This is a genomic window from Acidiluteibacter sp., assembly GCF_055129545.1.
Map to the genome: position 1 here is coordinate 634,477 of NZ_JBSRUB010000013.1, position 17,989 is coordinate 652,465.

Here is a 17,989-nt window from a genome sequence, read left to right on the forward strand (position 1 = left end):
GATTATGAAAGTTGTTCCGAGTATCTTTACTTTCTGTTAGTTAACTATGATATCCAATAATAAAGCTTCGTTTGATGCAGCAGCAGCCACCTATGATAATGATTTTACATTATCAGAAATAGGTAAAAAACAACGAAATAGAGTGTTTCATTGGCTGAATAAAAGCAAGATTTTAAAAAACTCTAAAAGGGTTTTTGAAATCAATTGTGGAACTGGATATGATGCAGAATGGTTTTTTAATCACGACTTTGAAGTTGTTGCTACTGATGCTTCAACGGAAATGGTCAAAGTAGCTAAAGCAAAACGGAATTCAAGAATTAACTTTTATCAGAGAGACTTTAAGGATATTTCAATAGATGAAAATGTCGGAAATGCTGATCTAGTATTTTCTAACTTTGGAGGATTAAATTGTTTGAGTGAAAATGATTTGAGAACATTTTTTAAAGACTTGGCTTTGAAACAGAAATCTGATGATTATTTAGCAATGGTTATTATGCCCGAACATTGCCAAATCGAGAATGTTTACTTTCTGCTAAAAGGTCAATTTTCAAAAGTTAATAGAAGAAGTAGAAAAAGTTATTTAGAGGTTGATGTGAATGGTGAAAAGGTTAAAACGTTTTATCATTCTCCATGGACAGTAAAGCAATTGTTGTTTAAATTTTACAAGGTAGAATTAGTGAAGCCAGTGGCACATTTTCTTCCTCCATCTTATTTAGAGCCGTTTTTTAAACGCCACGGTTGGTTGATTCAAATACTTTATATTTTAGAACGTATTTATGGACGACTTAGTTATTTGGCTAAAAGTGCCGATCATTACATTGTAATAGCAAAACGAAGATGAGCATATTATTAACCCACGGGTATTTTATAGAAGAGGACGAGACGGAGCAAAAAGTTATGCGTCCTTATCCGCCTTTGGGGTTACTCTATATATCTGCCTATTTAGAAGAAAATGGGTTGGATCATGAGGTGTTTGATTCTACTTTTTCTAATGAAAATGCTTGGATGATTCAGGTAATGAAAATGCAACCTGAAGTGATTGCCATTTACACCAATTTGATGACAAAAGTCAAGATTATTGAACTGATCAAAAAAGTAAAATCAACCCCTGAGTTGAGCGGAACAAAAATTCTTTTAGGCGGACCGGATGTAACATATAACTGGGAAAACTATTTGAAATATGGCGCCGATTTTTTGGTGATAGGTGAAGGAGAGGAGACATTTTTAGAATTTTCGAAGCAGTATTTTGGTCAACAAGATTATAGTTCTGTAGATGGATTGGCGTATAAATCTGCAACGAATGAATTCATAAAGAACCCACCTAGAACTAAAATTAAAGAAGTGGATCAATTGACGATGCCTAATCGCAAGAAAATTGATTTATCAAGATACCTCGAGACTTGGAAAAAGTTTCATGGAAAAAGTACTTTAAATATATCCACACAAAGAGGATGTCCCTATACTTGCCAATGGTGTAGCACTGCTGTGTATGGGCAAAGTTATAGGAGACGTAGCCCCAAGTTGGTGGTGGATGAAATTGAATATTTGATAAAGAATTACAATCCGGATGCATTGTGGTTTGTAGATGATGTATTTACAGTGAGTCATAAATGGATTGAAGCCTTTTCTTCAGAAATGAAAGATAGGGGAATCAGTATTCCATTCGAATGCATAACACGGGCGGAAAGATTGAGTGAAACAATCTTGAGTCAATTAAAGTCTGCTGGATGTTTCCGAATTTGGATAGGAGCCGAAAGCGGTTCTCAGCGAATTATCGACTTGATGAAACGGCAAGTTGATATCAATAAAGTGGCAGAAATGATGCAGCTGACACAGCATTTTGGAATGGAGGCTGGTACCTTTATTATGGTCGGATATCCAACTGAAACGGAGAAGGATATTGAATTGACCATTGATTATTTAAAGCAAGCCAATCCCAATCAGTTTACCATTACTGTCGCTTATCCGATTAAGGGAACCGGGCTGTATACTCAAATTGAAAAAGACATAATTACCCAACCTGAATGGTCTATTAGTACAGATCGGCAGATTGATTTTACTAGAACCTATCCACGAAAATATTATGATCATGCGGTGAGAAGGATTGTGAATGAAGTCAATTTTAGTAAAGAGAAGCTGTTAAAGAAAACACTGACAACACGAGCTTTGAAATTTAAATTAAAGTCAGTTGTTTCTGCGATTCAAATGAGATTAAATAATTAGTGTATGAAGATTAGTTTATTAGTGATTCAATTGCTTTTGTCAGTTTTACTGCATTCTCAAAATTACAATAGAATTGTACCAAGTGAAATTGCTCCTTATCAATTTGAAATTGTTGATTCTAATTATTCAGCAGACTATTTATTGACGCCGTTTGATTTAACGCAACAATTGAATTCTTCCTTAGTGATCCTCGATTCATCAGGTAATATTAAGTGGTATGCCATTAGTCAATTTCCAAGAGGGTTTGCAGATCTTAAGTATCATACAGCTTTTAGCAGGTTCACCTTTGTTGGTGATAGAACCTATTATGTAATGGACACTTCATTTACCTTAGTTGATTCTTTAACTGTTACCAATGGATTTAAGATAGATATTCATGAGTTCGATTTGCTCCACAATGGGAATTATATTTTATCTGGAGCTTCTGATAGTTTGGTAGATTTATCCAATCACGTCCTAAATGGAGTTCAAGCAAGCGATACCACCCACATTATTGGATTTACAATTCAAGAATTTGATCCGCAGAAAAATATGGTCTTTCAATGGAATAGCAATGATTATATCGATCCATTAGAGAGTTACGATAGTATTTATGGTTATAGAATCAATGGGTTTGACTATTGTCATGGAAATTCAATTGATGTAGATTCCAATGGAGATTTTATTGTTTCTATGCGTCACACCAATTCTATTTTTAAAATAAGAAGAGCTACAGGTCAGATTGTGTGGAGGCTAGGAGGGAAGTTGAGTGATTTTTCTTTTGTAAATGATTCCGGATTTAGTGGACAGCATGACGCAAGAGTAACTTCATCGGGGACTATTTCATTATTTGATAACGGAAATGGTAAAATCAACCCAGTTTCTCGAGGTGTTACTTATCAGTTGGATACAATAAATTGGACCGCAACTAAGGTCTATGAATACCTGTTTCCAACTAGTTTTTATGCAAGAGCAATGGGAAATTTCCAAAATATGTCAAATGGAGATCGTTTGATTGGATACGGATTGTTAAATAGGCCACACCCTAGTTTTGTGGTAGTTGATGCATTTGATAATATAACAGCAGAGTTGTTTCTTAAGGACTCCATAGTAAGTTATAGAGCAGTGAAGACTAATTTGCCGCAATCAATCAAGCAGCCAACAGCCACTTGTTATTATCAGAATGGAGTTTTAGTACTAGAAGCTCCATTGAGCAATAATTATGAATGGAGTACAGGAGATACGACAAGAAGCATTTTAATTAGCCAAACTGGAGAATATCAATTTTATATTCCAAGAGGAATTGGAAAAGTGGGTTCTGAAATTATTAGGGTTTCCTCTATTTCAGGATATTGTAATTCAACAAGTCTGTCAGAGAATAGTAGATATTATTTTGATGATAAAGTCATTAAGCAAATTGATTTGCTTGGACGAGAATTATTGAAGCCAAAGAGGCATCAGATTGTGATTCATATTTATGAGAGTGGTCGGGTAGAAAAGGTGATTTGGAATGGGGAGTAGATTGCCTTTATTTTTAGTATTGGTAAATACAATCCTTGATAAATTTTCTCAGCAGTTCTTTTAGCACCTAATTCTGTATAATGACAATCATCAATGAAATTTGAGGAGTTGGATTCAATCGAATTCCAAATAAATTGCACTCCATTTTTCTTACACAGTTCCTCCAGTTTCAGATTAAATAAGTTCATCCCATTTGCTAGCGCTTCCGCTGAATAGTGGATATTTTTCTCATTGACGTTGCTGCAAATTAATTTTCGATCTTCAGGACTTAGGTCTTTATTCCACAAAACTGCTTGACTAATAAATACTATCTCAATTTGGTTGTCTTTGGCAATGTCTATCATTTTTTTGGCATTCTGCAGGTAAAATGCTAAGGATGCACTTTGATTTGGCAATTGGTTAACTTCTTTAGTCAATAACCGAGCTTTACGGCACTCTTGCAATTCTTCACCGTGTGTTTTTCTTCGATACAATTGAATGGAATGGTGACGTGCTTTTTTATAAAGTTTGGTTAATGTGAGTTTTCTAAGCCAAGGAACTTCACTGTCTGGTAAGTGTGTGAAGCTGTTAATTTTAATATTGAACTTATCCAAATTCAAATACTTTCCTTCATCGATCAAACTTGCGGAGAAATCATTTTTACCCATCATAACGATAACTTTTTCAATCGTTGGAAGGTTCTGATATTTAATGATTTGCTGTAATTGTAAAACATGATGAAAACTAAAACTACCTGGTTTCCCAAAGTTCCCCACCCAATAGTTGTCACCAAGTTTTTCGTCCAATAGAGCCGTCCATGTGTATTTTTGATCTAATGAAAAGCAGGCTGTGGTGCTGCCACCAATCGCTATGATTGCTTTTTTATTATTTTCAGGATTTGAAATCGTTCTAGCACCAAATTGATCAAATTGTACTTGAGCATCTTTAGTTATTCCTTTTATGATAGCGGTATCCGTTTTCCAAACAAATTGGCTGTTTGGTGTCGCGACAAAATAGCCGTTTGGGAATATAAAAAAAAGAGAAAGGATAAGTTCTGAGAGAATTAGACATAGAATGAGAACAGAAACGACAAGAAAGGTATTTTTGATCCGATTCATTTATTCAACTTTGATGTAAAGTTATAAAATTAAGAGGTTGCTTAAATAACTCTTACTTTTGATATTTTGTAAATTTTTATCGTTGGAAAATCAAGTTCTTTTATTCAATCCCCGCAGTGCGAAATGGAAACATAGAATTCCTAATTCTATTTTACAGATCGGAGCATCTATTTATGGCAAATATGAGTTGACTTTCGTTGATGGAAATATGGAAACTGATGCTTGGGATAAAATCTCAAGTTTATTAAAAACAGGAAAATTTAAATACTTTGGCGCTACGGTAATGCCTGGACCTCAATTGAGTCAGGCCATTCCAATTTCAAAAAAAATAAAAGAAGCCTTTCCAACCATTAAAGTAATTTGGGGTGGTTATTTTGCCACCAATCAGCATCCAGTTGCACTACAGAGTGGTTTTGTAGATGTTGTAGTTAGTGGCCCGGGCGACCAATCGTTTCCATTGTTATTAGACGCTTGGGAAAAAGGGGAGTCGATTGAAAAGGTTAAAAATTTAATCTTCATTAAGGAGGATAAAATTTTTAAAACCCCTAAGGAAGAGTTGTTGGATCAGGATAGTTTGCCACAATTGCCATACAGCTATTACGATCAATTTTATCCGATAAGTGGTTACTTGCAAAAGACCTTTATGGGGAATAAAACCATGGCGTATCACTCTAGTTTGGGATGTCCTTTTACGTGTTCTTTTTGTGCAGTAGTTCCGATTTTTAATGCCAGATGGAAAGGCAAATCTGCAGAAAATATCTACAAAGATGTAAAATGGCTGAAGGATACTCATGGAGTAGACTCCATTGAATTTCATGACAATAATTTTTTTACTTCTCGAAAAAGAGTAGTCGAATTTTCGAAATTAGTCTTGAAAGATAATATTAAATGGTGGGGCGAAGGAAGAATTGATACGATAGACAAATACTCTGATGAGGATTTACAATTAATGAAGGATGCTGGTTGTGAAATGATATTCTTTGGTGCTGAAACTGGGAGTGATGAAGTATTGAAACAAATGGACAAAGGCGGTACACAAACTGCTGCACAAATTCGCTCATTTGCTGCAAGAATGGGAACTTTTGGAATTATTCCAGAATACTCTTTTGTGTTGGGTATGCCCGGCGAAAGTGAAGAGAAAGTAATGGCTCAGATTGAATCAGATATTGAATTTATAAGGGAAATCAAGGTCCTTAATCCACAAACAGAAATCATCATCTATTTATACAGTCCTGTTCCTTCAGAAGGGTCTGAATTGTTTGAACAAATCACAAAGGCTGGTTTTGAATTTCCGGCTCATTTAGAAGATTGGTTGAATCCCGTTTGGGAAAATTTTGATTTAAGAAAGAATCCCCTAACTCCATGGTTGACTCCAAAAATGATTGATAAGATTCAAAATTTTGAAACGGTGTTGAATGGATATCATCCTACAGCATCTGATTTTAGAATAAAAGGCATAAAGAAATCGATTTTAAGGAACTTGTCGAGTTGGAGATATAAAAGTGGATTCTATAAATTCCCATATGAGATCAAAGCTATGCACAAAATTTGGAAGTACCGCCAACCTGAAATTGAAGGTTTTTATGGGGAGTAATAGATTAAAAAAAAGAATTCTATCACCATTCTTGAAGCGTTTTGCGACATATTATTTTAGTAAACCAAGACCATTTTCATATAAAGGGTTAAAAGGAGTTGTGCTTCCTGGCGTTTTTTACCCCATTTTTACCATTAGTACTAAATTGCTCATGGACTTCATGGAGAACTTAGAATTAGAACGTAAAAGTTTTCTTGAGTTGGGTTGCGGAACTGGTATGATTAGCACTTTGGCAGCTCAACGTGGAGCTCAAGTACTCGCTTCAGATATTAATCCCATTGCGATAGAAAATGTAAGGTTAAATGCCACAAAGAATAAAGTAAAATTGAACGTTGTTCTTTCTGATCTCTTTGAAGAAATTTCGAAACAGGTATTTGATTACATTATTATTAATCCACCCTATTATCCAAAAAATCCTGAAAATAAAGCAGAGGAAGCTTGGTTCTGTGGAGCCAATTTTGAATACTTTGAGAAACTGTTCGCCCAGCTAGGGAATTATTTTGATTCAACTTCTCAGATCTATATGATTTTATCTGAAGATTGCGAATTAGATCACATTACAAATATGGCAAATGAGAAGCAATTGACTTTTGAACAGGTCTTCCAATCCATTAAACAAGGCGAAGAGAATTACATTTTTAGAATTCTGAAGCGTTAATCTATTATTTCTTTATTTATCAATAAGTTGAAGTGTTGATTAGTTCCATTGGCCTATTTCTATTCACCAATAGTCATGCTTTTTGGTGAACGTATTCACCAATAGTTATCCTTTTTAGTGAATAGTAATTAAAAAACTATAGATTAAAGCAACAAAAGAAATTGATGAACTTAAATCGCTAATCCTATTTTTGAATTTGAGAAATAGAAAAAAATAGATAATTTTAGATTTGAATTATTATTGATTTACAATACTTTAAGTAATGAAAATAGATAATATGGATGATGCTGAAGTTTATGGAGAACTTAAATACTACAGTGAAGAGGGGTTTAGATTTAGAACTGAACCAAGTAAACCTTTACCTGAAAATTTATTTAAATATTATTCCTTAAATGAAGATAATTTGAATGCCTTTATGGGGTCCTATTTGTTTGCTTCTCATCCTTTTAATTTAAATGATATCTTAGATTCTAAGCTAGAACTAATTAAAATTTTAGAAAAGCCTGATAAAATATCATACAAAAGTATATATGATGGAATGGATGAGGGTTTTCGAAATAAGGTGAGTTTTGATGATTATTACTTAAAAGAAACAGATGGTAGTTTTTACAAAAGTGAACTTTATTTTGGATCATCATCTAAGCTTGGAATAATTTCATTATCCGAGAATGGACATTCCTCTCTAATGTGGCCTCATTATACACAAGAAAGAGGCTTTCAACTAAATTTTAAAACTCTTGAACTTATAGATTCTATTAAAAATTATAATGACTCAAAAAGTAAATGTTCTGATTTAGAATACTTGGGCATTAATCCTATTAACTATGTTAAGGCTATTTGGCCTTTAGACTTAAGTCATTTCATTAAGGAGAACAAGACAAAGTTGTTATTAAATATATTATACAATATAAAGCATGACCAATGGAAATATGAACAGGAGTGGCGAATTTTAGTGAGTCGACCATGGATGGGAATTCCATTTAGCAACTATTTTACTGGTGTAAAAGATTGGTCAGCAGATATTAAAAATAGGCATGTGTGTTTTAATTCCAAGGTTGTGGATTTCATTACTCTTAGTCAATATTTTTTCATTAGCAATGTTTATAGTAAAATTGAGGAAGTTAGTCAAGAGTCAAGAATAATTAAAACATTTTATTTTAGTGAATCTTCAACCTTAAAAGATGAAGAAATAATAATTAGAGACTTACACAAAAGGTTATTTAATTTCCTTTTTAGGGAGTTTCAAAAAAAAATATATATTTCAGTTCACGAATACTTCAATTCTTATAGTGAAATCAGAAAGTCTAAACGACAAATTGAGATTATTCAAGTAACCAATGAATTTTTAAAACTAAATTTCTATAATTAATAGATTCATTTTTTCAAACTCAATACTTGTGAGTAGAATAACTGCGCAGAAGATGTAAAATAAACCCACTTCAAAAGTTCCTTTACTTTTCCTCTTTTCATATTCTTCAAGGCTTGTTTCGCTCTAAATCGCTTATGCAGATAACGATGCAGCTTTTTATAAAACTCAGGAGAGTAGGTGCCTTTGTACATCATTAATAATTCATCAGAGTCAGTCCAATTCGCTTTTTCTGACAATTGAGACTTTACGACTTCATAAAATTTTGTACCTGGAAGTGGATAGGAAACCGATACACCTATATCATGCGGCATTTGTGTGAATAGCATGTCCAAGGTAGCCTGGATGTCTTCCCACTCTTCACCGGGGTAACCAAACTGTAAAAAGAAACAAGGCCTTATGCCGTGCTTTTTCATCAGTGCAGTGCTATCTGTTATTTGTTGAACGCTGGTTCCTTTGTCCATCGCATCCAATATCTTCTGAGAGCCACTTTCGGCTCCAATCCATACTTCATCACAACCAGATTCGGCCAAGCTAATAATGGTATCATCTTTCAATAATAAATCCGCCCTAGATTGAATTTTATAAGAAATTTGTATGTTTTCCCCTTTTAAGATTTGATTGAATTCTTGAACCCACCGTGGTTTCAACCCAAAAATGTCATCACAAAACCAAATGTGATCGAAATCAAAACGAGATTTAATGAGTTTAATTTCATTCACTACATGTTGAGGTGATCTGCTGTTGTATCGATTTCCGTATATCGGTTTGGCGCACCAGTTACATTTGTAGGGACAGCCTCGAGTTGTAGCAATATTGATGGAAAAATAACCGTGTTGATTCCAAGCTTTTTGATAAGGAGTAATATCAACTAAATCCCATGCTGGCAATGGTAAGCTTGTAAGATCAGTTAAAACTGGTCGTTTTGGGGTCTGTTTTATTTCATTGTTTTCTAGAAAAGCAATTCCTCCAGCAGTAGTGTAGGATTCATTTTTAGAAATAGCTGAGACAATTTGCAATAATGTTTCGTCGGCTTCACCTAAAATAACGGCATCCGCTCCTTTGTTGAGGTATGATTCAAAATGGTCGGTGCTATCACTGCTTGATACAAAAACCTGCAATCCTTTAGATTTTGACAATTGAATCATCTCAAAAGCCGCTTCTCGCATCCGAGTCAAGCACATTTTCGTGAGGTAGTTAAATCCATCATCATAAATGACAAGAATCTCAGGGTTAAAGTCTTCTAATGCCTGGTTCAACTCCATTGGGTCTTCCACAAAGTTGGTATCAAAAAGCTGTACTTCATGTCCTATTTCTCTCAGTCCAGAAGCAGCTTGAATTGTTGCTAATGGTGGATAAGGCTTACTTTGATTCCATTGTTTTTCGTCGAATCTCAAAAAGTAACTATGTGTAAACAATACCTTCATTCCTGTATATTGAGTTGATCAATTCTTTGTTTATACTCTTTCAAAACTTTGTTTTGAAAGTCTTGGGGATGATGTTTCGAAATTCCTCTATTGGAACGCATAGTCAACTCTAGTTTAGATGCATCGAAATGCTTAAACTTTTTGTTCCATCGGCGATAGGTTACTTTCATAAATTGCAAGTCTAGGTAATCGCCTAGTTTGCCACTTAACAAGAATTCTGAAAATCGTTTTATGCTTGAATTTCCTTCTGAAACTTCTAACGTTAGCGGATTCTTAAAATTAGGAAAGTATTGTTTGGACCAACTGTTCTTAGCATTAAATTGATTAATCAGTTGTTGATTATAAACCGGTAGTAGATAACTAACTTCCACCGCAGTAAAAATATTTTGATCAATGATTTCTAAATTTTCCTCGTCCACAAAGTAGTTGACGCAGAAGTACTTCTTTGAATTCAATAAGAATAGTTTCTTGAAGAGGATTAGAAGTGTTCGGCAAATCCATAGTCGACCTGGAGCTGTTATTATAAAGTAATCGATGTCGCCATCATCGTGCATCACATTTTTAGAAAGCGAGCCTGAAACAGAAATCGCTCTTACAAATGGAAATGACTTGATGATTTTAACGTATGCTGGAAGTTTCTGCGCGTATTTCTGAGCTTTTACTTCCTTTGATTTCCTTTCAACAATTTGTTCAGAGATATTCGGTCGAATACCGTAAAAGTCGTTTATTGAAAAAATTATTTTTGAATCAACCAATTCTGTTAAAATCTGCTTGGAATTTACTGTACTAACACCTGCTAAATTAGCTAATTCATCGATTTTCAATGGGTGATTGAAAATGTCGAAATAAGCAATGGCCTTTAATATGCGGTATTTATGTTGGTTGTTGGGATCTTTCAAAGCTGTGAATAAAAGTAGGTTTTTCTTTCAATTTCAAAAGTAATAAGACACTACTTTTTAAGTTTTAAAGAATATATAAGTTATTTTTGCGCGCCTGATATTTATCGCCTCAGGAAATCAATGATCTCGAATATTAGGTTCTATATAATGAAACAGTTAAGTTATATTTTGATTGTCTTTTTCAGCTTGATGGTCGGAGAAGTTGCTGCGCAAGAAAAGCTTGGAGCCATCACCGATAATTTTTTACCCGTCAAACAACTTGGGATTAATCCAGCGTTAATGGTCGATCAGCGCCATTTTTTATCTGTTAATGTAAGTGGAGCTCACATTTTTGCAAGGAGTAATGTCATCAATTATCCCAATAGCATATTACTTCCGAAAGTAGACCTTCAAAAAGAAATTTACGAAGAGCCCAATAAGTTTGCAAGAGGGTTTATTGTTGGCGAAGTCTCTGGGCCATCAGCAACATTAAGTTACGGTAAAAATGCGTTTGGAATTCACACTGGGGTAAGATTTTATGCCAACATGAATCGGATCCCTGCCATCTTAATAGAGCTTATAAATGCAGAAACTACGGAGAATGTTTCCGATGGGAATTATTTAATGAAGAATGGACGTTTCAAATCAATGACTTGGGGGGAAGTGGGTTTGTCCTACGGAAGGGTTTTATTGCATCGTGATTATGATATGATTAGTGCCGGCATTACTGTAAATCGTTTAATCGGAATTCAACAATCGTCGTTCAATATAAAAAGTGGCTCAGTAGACGTAGAGAATCTCTCTGGATCTATATTAGATTTAGATGGAAAATATTCCTACACAGATTCTAAATTTGGTTCTGGGGGAGGATGGGGGATGGATGTTGGAATTACTTTTAAGTCCATGACTGATGTGGTGAATAAATATTTATCCCATTCTCAAAGAGGGGGATGTAAGGTTATTGATTACAATTATAGAATAGGACTGTCTTTATTGGATTTCGGTTATATTCGTTTTAAAGAAGGGGCTAGATATGCAACGTTGGCAGAAACCGATACCATAACTCCGATAGATTTATATACTGCTGATGAAGCTGTTTTGGGTAAAGATGGTGATGCATACACTGCCATCTTACCAACGGCGCTTTCACTGCAGTTAGATTTTAGAATTATTGATTATATCTACGTCGCAGGTGTTGTGAATCAGCGGTTAAGTTTTAAAAATAGCTTTGGTGTAGAACGATCAAATTTAGTTGGAATAGCACCTCGATTTGAAACGGATTGGATCACTGCAAGTTTTCCAGTCTCATTATCCAATTATGTGGCTCCTCAAGTCGGTTTTTATTTGAGATTAGGGTTTCTGTCTGTTGGAACGGATCACATTCTCCCATTTGTTCGACGTGGTGATATTCGAGCAGTTGATTTCTATTTTAATATTAATTTGTTTCTTCGGAATAGCCCCGAATGTAAAGTGATTGATCGTCGAGGTATTCCATGGCTATGCCCAGCTTGGAGATAAAATACCTATTTATGAGTATTGCCCTTGGCTTTCTGACTCGGTATATTTGTTTAAATAAATAATCATATTTGTAGATGTGCAAGATGAAATATTCCATCTTGTTGGTTAAGGACGCAGCCTTCTATCGTAAGATAGAAGGCTTTTTTATAGATAATTTATTGTTGTTGTTGCCTCCTATCAAAGGAACTCTTATTTTTATACCATCCTAAAATAGAGAAAATGAAAAGCTTCAAGATATTATTTAGTTTAATCGTCCTAATATTAATTAGTTCAGTTTATACAAGCTGTAAAAAGGAAGAGCCTCGAATAACGGGTTGCACTGATAAAAATTCTGTAAACTATAATCCGAAGGCAAATTTAAATGATGGTTCTTGCATAGAGAATAACCCTGCGAGTATGGAGTATTTTATTACTTTATCGGATTCAGCTTGCCTTAAAAATTGTCAAATAGATAAGCTCTTTACTTATAGTTTAACATCTGAGGCTGACAAGACGTTCAGTTCTTCTGACGCGTTTATTGCGCAATGCGATATGTTTGGTACAGTTGAAGGAATAAAAATTGCTGGTGAGTATTGCATGAGTGTGTTTCAAAAGAAAAATAATCGAGAAACATTGATAAAAAAGAAATGTTTCACAATTACTCAATCTAAGATTTTGCTAAATCAGATACCTGATTTTGAAATCATTTTAGAAGAAAAAGATGTTTGTAAATAATTCATCAATTATGATGATTTTCTTGAAAGCCTTGCTGTTGGAGCAAGGCTTTTTTTGTTCATGTCAATTTTCTAACATTGAATACAAAAATGGGTATCATGAAACAGTTTCTAGTATTGTTCTCAATTACAATTCTACTTTTTTCTTGTAAGTTTTCTCCTGCGGTAATTGAAAAGGGTCCTGTAAAAGAACCAAATTATAGGCTCCATGATATCTGGGCGTTGAAACAAGTTGACGACGTAAAAGTAGAGCGTGATCAGCTTTCTGCTTATTTAGAATTTAATCTGACGACAAATAAAGTGTATGGAAACACTGGTTGTAACTCCCTTTCAGGAGATTTATTTGTAAGCGGAGATTCGATCAAATTATTGGATTTAGCAATGACTGAAATGTTGTGTGTAGGATTTAAAAATGAACAAGAATATCTAAATCGACTTCAGAACGCCATGAAGTATTCGTTGAATGGATTAGAACTAACACTAATTTCAAACAAAAGTGTATTGATTTTTCAAAAGGTAGATTGAGAAATTGTTTATGAAATGCCCTAATAAAAAAGGCGCCATTTCTCAATAGCGCCTTTCGTTTTTATTATCTCTCAGGGTTTTATTTCCCGTGACATTGCTTGAATTTTTTACCACTTCCACAAGGACAAGGTTCGTTTCTCCCTACACGCTTTTCAGCTACTATAGGTTGAGTCACTTGTCGCTCTTGTGTATTCTGACCTGGTTGTTGTGCTCTATTTGGCTGTTGATTCGTGCCTTGAGGACTTTCAGAACGTGAAGTTTGCAATTTTGGTTGCTCTTTCTGTTGTGGTGCATTCTGCACCTGAGCTTGTTGATTTGCATCTTGTGTTGGTAAATTTCCTTTAACCAAAAAGCTTACTGAATCTCTATTTGTTCTGTCAATCATTTGTTTGAATAGCTCAAATGCCTCAAACTTATAAATCAATAACGGATCTTTTTGTTCGTAGACAGCACCCTGAACCGATTGCTTCAAATCATCCATTTCACGTAAATGTTCTTTCCATGAATTGTCGATCATCGCCAAAATGATGTTGCGCTCAAATGTTGAAATCAATTCTTTACCGTGTGAATCATACGACTTTTTCAAGTCTGCCACTACTTGTACAGATTTTTTACCGTCGGTAAATGGAATCACGATATTTTTATATTGATCGCCTTGATTTTCGAATACATCTTTTATAACTGGGTAAGCTGTTTCAGCCACTAACTTCGATTTTCGAGTGTAGTGCTCCATTCCTTTTTGGTATACTTTGTCAGTTAACTCGCTGTTGTTTATTAAACCAAACTGCTTTTCATCAACCGGACTTTCTATTGAGAAGTTACGAATCACATCCATTTTGAAATTGTCGTAATCCCTCATGTCTAGATTTGCATCTACCAATGAGCCCGCTGTATCATACATCATATTGGCAATGTCAACACTGATTCGCTCACCAAATAAAGCATTTCTTCTACGTTTGTAAATTACTTCACGTTGAGAGTTCATAATGTCATCATACTCCAATAATCGCTTACGCACACCAAAGTTGTTTTCTTCCACCTTTTTCTGCGCTCTTTCGATTGATTTAGAAATCATTGAATGCTGAATCACTTCGCCTTCTTCTATCCCCATTCTGTCCATCAGCTTAGCTATTCGGTCTGAACCAAATAAACGCATCAAGTTATCTTCCAAAGAAACGTAGAATTGAGAACTACCAGGATCACCTTGACGACCGGCACGACCTCTCAACTGTCTGTCTACACGTCTAGATTCATGACGCTCTGTACCAATAATGGCCAATCCACCAGAAGCAATTACCTCTTTGCTCAACTTAATGTCGGTACCTCTACCTGCCATGTTCGTTGCAATGGTTACTGCGCCAGGCTTACCTGCATTGGCCACAACTTCTGCTTCTTTTTGGTGCAATTTTGCGTTCAATACTTGGTGATTAATTCCTTTCATCTTGAGCATTCTACTCAATAATTCAGAAATCTCTACAGAAGTAGTACCCACCAAGACTGGTCGTCCTGCTTCTACCAACTTCACTACTTCTTCGCTTACTGCATTGTATTTTTCTCGAGTCGTTTTATACACTAAATCTTCTCTATCGTCCCTTGCAATTGGTCGGTTGGTAGGAATGACTACTACGTCCAATTCGTAAATGTCCCAGAATTCTCCTGCTTCAGTTTCAGCCGTACCCGTCATACCCGAAAGTTTGTGGTACATTCTAAAGTAATTCTGTAAAGTAACAGTTGCGTAGGTTTGTGTCGCCGCTTCTACTTTTGTATTTTCCTTGGCTTCAATTGCTTGGTGCAATCCGTCAGAATAACGACGGCCTTCCATGATACGACCAGTTTGCTCATCAACAATTTTTACTTTATTGTCCATTACCACATATTCTGTATCCTTTTCGAATAAAGTATATGCTTTAAGCAATTGGTTAATCGTATGAATTCGCTCTGCTTTTATAGAATAATCTTGAATAATCGTTTCTTTCTTTGCTAACTTTTCTTCATCTGAGATAGCTTGCTTTTCCAAATCAGTTATCGATAAATTGATATCTGGGAGAATAAAGAAGTTTTTGTCGTCACCTGACTCTGAAATAAGGTCTAGTCCTTTTTCTGTCAATTCGATGGTGTTGTTTTTCTCATCAATTGTAAAATACAATTCAGAGTCTACAATGTGCATTTCTTTACCTTGATCTTGCATGTAGTAGTTTTCTACTTTTTGCAATTTTGCTCGAATCCCAGGCTCTGACAAAAATTTAATCAACGCTTTATTCCTAGGCAAACCTCTATAAGAACGAAGCAAAGCCATGCTAGCTTCCTCTTCTAATTTCTTTCCTTCTTTTCCTTCAGGTGTTCCTTCAGCATGAAATTGCTTTTTAGAATCGGCCAATAAAGTGGTGATTAATCTCTTTTGAGCAGCATACAATTTTTCAACTCTAGGTTTCAATTCATAAAATTCATGAATATCACCTTTAGGAGTTGGTCCTGAGATAATCAAAGGTGTTCTTGCATCATCAATTAATACAGAATCGACCTCATCCACAATGGCATAATGGTGCTTACGTTGTACTAATTCCTCTGACGTTTTCGTCATATTATCACGCAAGTAATCAAAACCAAACTCGTTGTTGGTTCCATATGTAATATCTGCTTGATATGCTTTTCTTCTTTCTTCAGAGTTGGGTTGGTGCTTGTCGATACAATCGATCGTCATTCCGTGAAACTCGAACAATGGACCCATCCATTCGCTATCACGTTTTGCCAAATAGTCGTTCACTGTTACCAAATGTACACCTCTTCCGGCTAATGCATTCAGGTAAACAGGTAGAGTTGCTACCAATGTTTTACCCTCACCTGTTGCCATCTCGGCTATTTTACCTTGATGCAAAGTAATTCCTCCGATCAACTGCACATCGTAGTGAATCATATTCCAAACCACTTCTGTTCCTGCCGCATCCCATCGGTTATGCCAGTAGGCAGAATTGCCGATAATCTCTACGCTGTCTCTTTGTGCAGCAAAGTCACGATCCATGTCGTTTGCCGTTACTTCCACTTTTTCATTGTTAGTGAATCTGCAAGCAGTTTCTTTCACTACTGCAAATGCTTCAGGCAAAATCTCTAACAAAGTAGCTTCTAATGTTTCCGTAATCGACTTCTCTAACTGATCGATCTCCTTGTACAATGTTTCCTTTTTGTCCACATCTTCCAATTCGTCTATCTTTGCTCTTAAGCTGGCGATTTTATCGGTATCAGGCTGACAAGCGGCTTTAATCCTAGCCTTAAACTCAGCTGTTTTAGCCCTTAATTGATCGTTGGAGATATCGGCTAATTTTGAGAATTCAGCTTTAATTTGCTCCACTAATGGGTTTAGGGATTTTATGTCTCTATCTGATTTGTTACCTAGGAGTTTTCCAAATAACTTATTGATTGAACCTATCATATATTTCTACTATTCTTCTAAAAAAAACTACCTCCAAAAGTAGGTAAATTAATGCGCTTTTTCTTCGATACCAACTACTAAAGAAGTATAAAAAAACCCCGTCTCAATTATTCGAGACGGGGTTCTATTATTTTTTAATTTTAGTATTCGTCTTCATTAAAGAAGAAGTCCTCTTTAGTTGGGTAATCTGGCCAAATATCTTCGATGGTCTCGTAAGACTCACCTTCATCTTCCATCTCCTGCAAGTTTTCTACAACTTCCAAGGGAGCACCAGTTCTGATAGCAAAGTCAATTAACTCATCTTTGGTTGCCGGCCATGGAGCATCTTCTAAATTTGAAGCAAGTTCAAGCGTCCAGTACATAATATTCTAATTTTGATTTTTGCAAATGTAATTTTTTAAGTGAATAGTTTGCCTCTTTTTTAAAATCATTTAAAGTAATAATAATTTAAGGTAGACTAGTTACTTACGCTTTATAATTATTGCCTTGGTACCCAAGGCGTCTCTGGTGCATTCATTTTTTTCGTCAGAAATCGCGATAAAACAAATAAATAATCAGAAAGTCGATTTAAATACTGCATTATCATGCTATCTACTTGAGATTGTTCACTCAAATGAACTGTAATTCGCTCTGCTCGTCTGCAGACGCAACGTGCAACATGACAAAAGCTAATCGCTTGATTTCCTCCTGGTAATACAAAATTTCGCATCGGAGGCAGTTCTTCATCCATTTTATCGATTTCTTTTTCCAAATATTCAATATCGCCAATGGATAATTCAGGTAACTTCATCTTTGATTTTTCAGGATCTGCTGCCAAAAGTGACCCAATTGTAAACAATCGATCCTGCACTTCTAATAAAACATCAGTCTCATGCTCTCCAATTTTGTGGTCACGAATCACTCCAATATAAGAGTTTAATTCGTCAACTGTTCCGTATGATTCTATTCTCAGGTGATGCTTGGGAACTCGTGTGCCTCCAATTAGAGAGGTCATTCCTTTATCGCCTTTTTTAGTATAAACTTTCATTAATCACTGTTCTTTTTACTGCTAACAATAGATTTA

General features: G+C 35.2%; 15 protein-coding genes. 9 read left to right on the top strand and 6 right to left on the bottom strand.

Going from position 1 to position 17,989, the window contains the following annotated elements:
- Positions 1–46 precede the first annotated feature (46 nt).
- From ACTB0X_RS08740 to ACTB0X_RS08750, 3 genes are read left to right on the top strand one after another with little or no spacing between them, the layout of a single operon-like run.
- Positions 47–841, top strand: a complete 795-nt coding sequence (locus tag ACTB0X_RS08740; RefSeq protein WP_463024620.1) for a class I SAM-dependent methyltransferase — start codon at positions 47–49, stop codon at positions 839–841.
- A complete protein-coding gene (locus tag ACTB0X_RS08745) occupies positions 838–2,223 on the top strand; it encodes a B12-binding domain-containing radical SAM protein (protein WP_463024621.1) in 1,386 nt (461 codons plus the stop codon). The genes ACTB0X_RS08740 and ACTB0X_RS08745 overlap by 4 nt, the downstream gene beginning before the upstream one ends.
- 3 nt (positions 2,224–2,226) lie before the next feature.
- Positions 2,227–3,723, top strand: coding sequence for an arylsulfotransferase family protein (locus tag ACTB0X_RS08750; protein WP_463024622.1), 1,497 nt, complete (start codon positions 2,227–2,229; stop codon positions 3,721–3,723).
- Here ACTB0X_RS08750 and ACTB0X_RS08755 read toward each other — a convergent pair.
- The gene (locus tag ACTB0X_RS08755) at positions 3,678–4,820 is read right to left on the bottom strand and encodes a hypothetical protein (RefSeq protein ID WP_463024623.1); all 1,143 of its coding nucleotides are present in this window, start codon (positions 4,818–4,820) and stop codon (positions 3,678–3,680) included. The genes ACTB0X_RS08750 and ACTB0X_RS08755 overlap by 46 nt on opposite strands.
- Positions 4,821–4,902: 82 nt before the next feature.
- Between ACTB0X_RS08755 and ACTB0X_RS08760 the strand changes: the two genes are divergently transcribed.
- The 3 genes from ACTB0X_RS08760 (at position 4,903) to ACTB0X_RS08770 (ending at position 8,441) form a co-directional block, all read left to right on the top strand.
- Positions 4,903–6,414: a B12-binding domain-containing radical SAM protein gene (locus tag ACTB0X_RS08760; RefSeq protein WP_463024624.1), complete on the top strand. Its 1,512-nt coding sequence runs from the start codon at positions 4,903–4,905 to the stop codon at positions 6,412–6,414.
- Positions 6,404–7,072, top strand: coding sequence for a methyltransferase (locus ACTB0X_RS08765; RefSeq protein ID WP_463024625.1), 669 nt, complete (start codon positions 6,404–6,406; stop codon positions 7,070–7,072). Before ACTB0X_RS08760 ends, ACTB0X_RS08765 begins: the two co-directional genes overlap by 11 nt.
- A 262-nt stretch (positions 7,073–7,334) precedes the next feature.
- The gene (locus ACTB0X_RS08770) at positions 7,335–8,441 is read left to right on the top strand and encodes a DUF2971 domain-containing protein (RefSeq protein WP_463024626.1); all 1,107 of its coding nucleotides are present in this window, start codon (positions 7,335–7,337) and stop codon (positions 8,439–8,441) included.
- Positions 8,442–8,446: 5 nt separating this feature from the next.
- On the opposite strand, the gene ACTB0X_RS08775 is transcribed toward ACTB0X_RS08770, so the two are convergent.
- Both ACTB0X_RS08775 and ACTB0X_RS08780 read right to left on the bottom strand, forming a co-directional pair.
- Positions 8,447–9,865, bottom strand: a complete 1,419-nt coding sequence (locus ACTB0X_RS08775) for a B12-binding domain-containing radical SAM protein (protein WP_463024627.1) — start codon at positions 9,863–9,865, stop codon at positions 8,447–8,449.
- Positions 9,862–10,764: a nucleotidyltransferase domain-containing protein gene (locus ACTB0X_RS08780; RefSeq protein ID WP_463024628.1), complete on the bottom strand. Its 903-nt coding sequence runs from the start codon at positions 10,762–10,764 to the stop codon at positions 9,862–9,864. Before ACTB0X_RS08780 ends, ACTB0X_RS08775 begins: the two co-directional genes overlap by 4 nt.
- Positions 10,765–10,911: 147 nt before the next feature.
- On the opposite strand from ACTB0X_RS08780, the gene ACTB0X_RS08785 reads away from it, so the two are divergent.
- The 3 genes from ACTB0X_RS08785 to ACTB0X_RS08795 all read left to right on the top strand — a co-directional run bounded on the left by ACTB0X_RS08785 (position 10,912) and on the right by ACTB0X_RS08795 (position 13,499).
- The gene (locus ACTB0X_RS08785; protein WP_463024629.1) at positions 10,912–12,261 is read left to right on the top strand and encodes a DUF5723 family protein; all 1,350 of its coding nucleotides are present in this window, start codon (positions 10,912–10,914) and stop codon (positions 12,259–12,261) included.
- A 219-nt stretch (positions 12,262–12,480) separates the two neighbouring features.
- Complete coding sequence (locus ACTB0X_RS08790; protein WP_463024630.1) at positions 12,481–12,975, top strand: hypothetical protein; 495 nt, start codon at positions 12,481–12,483, stop codon at positions 12,973–12,975.
- Positions 12,976–13,073: 98 nt separating this feature from the next.
- Positions 13,074–13,499 (top strand): META domain-containing protein, encoded by a 426-nt coding sequence (locus ACTB0X_RS08795; protein ID WP_463024631.1) that lies wholly within the window; start codon positions 13,074–13,076, stop codon positions 13,497–13,499.
- Positions 13,500–13,578: 79 nt separating this feature from the next.
- Here the strand turns inward: ACTB0X_RS08795 and secA are convergent, their stop codons facing one another.
- The 3 genes from secA to ACTB0X_RS08810 all read right to left on the bottom strand — a co-directional run bounded on the left by secA (position 13,579) and on the right by ACTB0X_RS08810 (position 17,953).
- Positions 13,579–16,926, bottom strand: coding sequence for a preprotein translocase subunit SecA (gene secA / locus ACTB0X_RS08800; RefSeq protein ID WP_463024632.1), 3,348 nt, complete (start codon positions 16,924–16,926; stop codon positions 13,579–13,581).
- A gap of 140 nt (positions 16,927–17,066) precedes the next feature.
- Positions 17,067–17,288 carry a DUF2795 domain-containing protein gene (locus ACTB0X_RS08805; RefSeq protein ID WP_160633047.1) on the bottom strand — a complete coding sequence of 74 codons (222 nt, stop codon included), beginning with the start codon at positions 17,286–17,288 and terminating at the stop codon, positions 17,067–17,069.
- Positions 17,289–17,404: 116 nt separating this feature from the next.
- A complete protein-coding gene (locus ACTB0X_RS08810; protein WP_463024633.1) occupies positions 17,405–17,953 on the bottom strand; it encodes a cob(I)yrinic acid a,c-diamide adenosyltransferase in 549 nt (182 codons plus the stop codon).
- Positions 17,954–17,989: the final 36 nt, after the last annotated feature.

What these genes read in the sequence shown, in the direction of transcription:
- ACTB0X_RS08740 (WP_463024620.1), top strand. Translation starts at nt 47, where the DNA reads ATGATATCCAATAATAAAGCTTCGTTTGATGCAGCAGCAGCCACCTAT.
- ACTB0X_RS08745 (WP_463024621.1), top strand. Translation starts at nt 838, where the DNA reads ATGAGCATATTATTAACCCACGGGTATTTTATAGAAGAGGACGAGACG.
- ACTB0X_RS08750 (WP_463024622.1), top strand. Translation starts at nt 2,227, where the DNA reads ATGAAGATTAGTTTATTAGTGATTCAATTGCTTTTGTCAGTTTTACTG.
- ACTB0X_RS08755 (WP_463024623.1), bottom strand. Translation starts at nt 4,820, where the DNA reads ATGAATCGGATCAAAAATACCTTTCTTGTCGTTTCTGTTCTCATTCTA.
- ACTB0X_RS08765 (WP_463024625.1), top strand. Translation starts at nt 6,404, where the DNA reads ATGGGGAGTAATAGATTAAAAAAAAGAATTCTATCACCATTCTTGAAG.
- ACTB0X_RS08770 (WP_463024626.1), top strand. Translation starts at nt 7,335, where the DNA reads ATGAAAATAGATAATATGGATGATGCTGAAGTTTATGGAGAACTTAAA.
- ACTB0X_RS08775 (WP_463024627.1), bottom strand. Translation starts at nt 9,865, where the DNA reads ATGAAGGTATTGTTTACACATAGTTACTTTTTGAGATTCGACGAAAAA.
- ACTB0X_RS08785 (WP_463024629.1), top strand. Translation starts at nt 10,912, where the DNA reads ATGAAACAGTTAAGTTATATTTTGATTGTCTTTTTCAGCTTGATGGTC.
- ACTB0X_RS08790 (WP_463024630.1), top strand. Translation starts at nt 12,481, where the DNA reads ATGAAAAGCTTCAAGATATTATTTAGTTTAATCGTCCTAATATTAATT.
- ACTB0X_RS08795 (WP_463024631.1), top strand. Translation starts at nt 13,074, where the DNA reads ATGAAACAGTTTCTAGTATTGTTCTCAATTACAATTCTACTTTTTTCT.
- secA (WP_463024632.1), bottom strand. Translation starts at nt 16,926, where the DNA reads ATGATAGGTTCAATCAATAAGTTATTTGGAAAACTCCTAGGTAACAAA.
- ACTB0X_RS08805 (WP_160633047.1), bottom strand. Translation starts at nt 17,288, where the DNA reads ATGTACTGGACGCTTGAACTTGCTTCAAATTTAGAAGATGCTCCATGG.
- ACTB0X_RS08810 (WP_463024633.1), bottom strand. Translation starts at nt 17,953, where the DNA reads ATGAAAGTTTATACTAAAAAAGGCGATAAAGGAATGACCTCTCTAATT.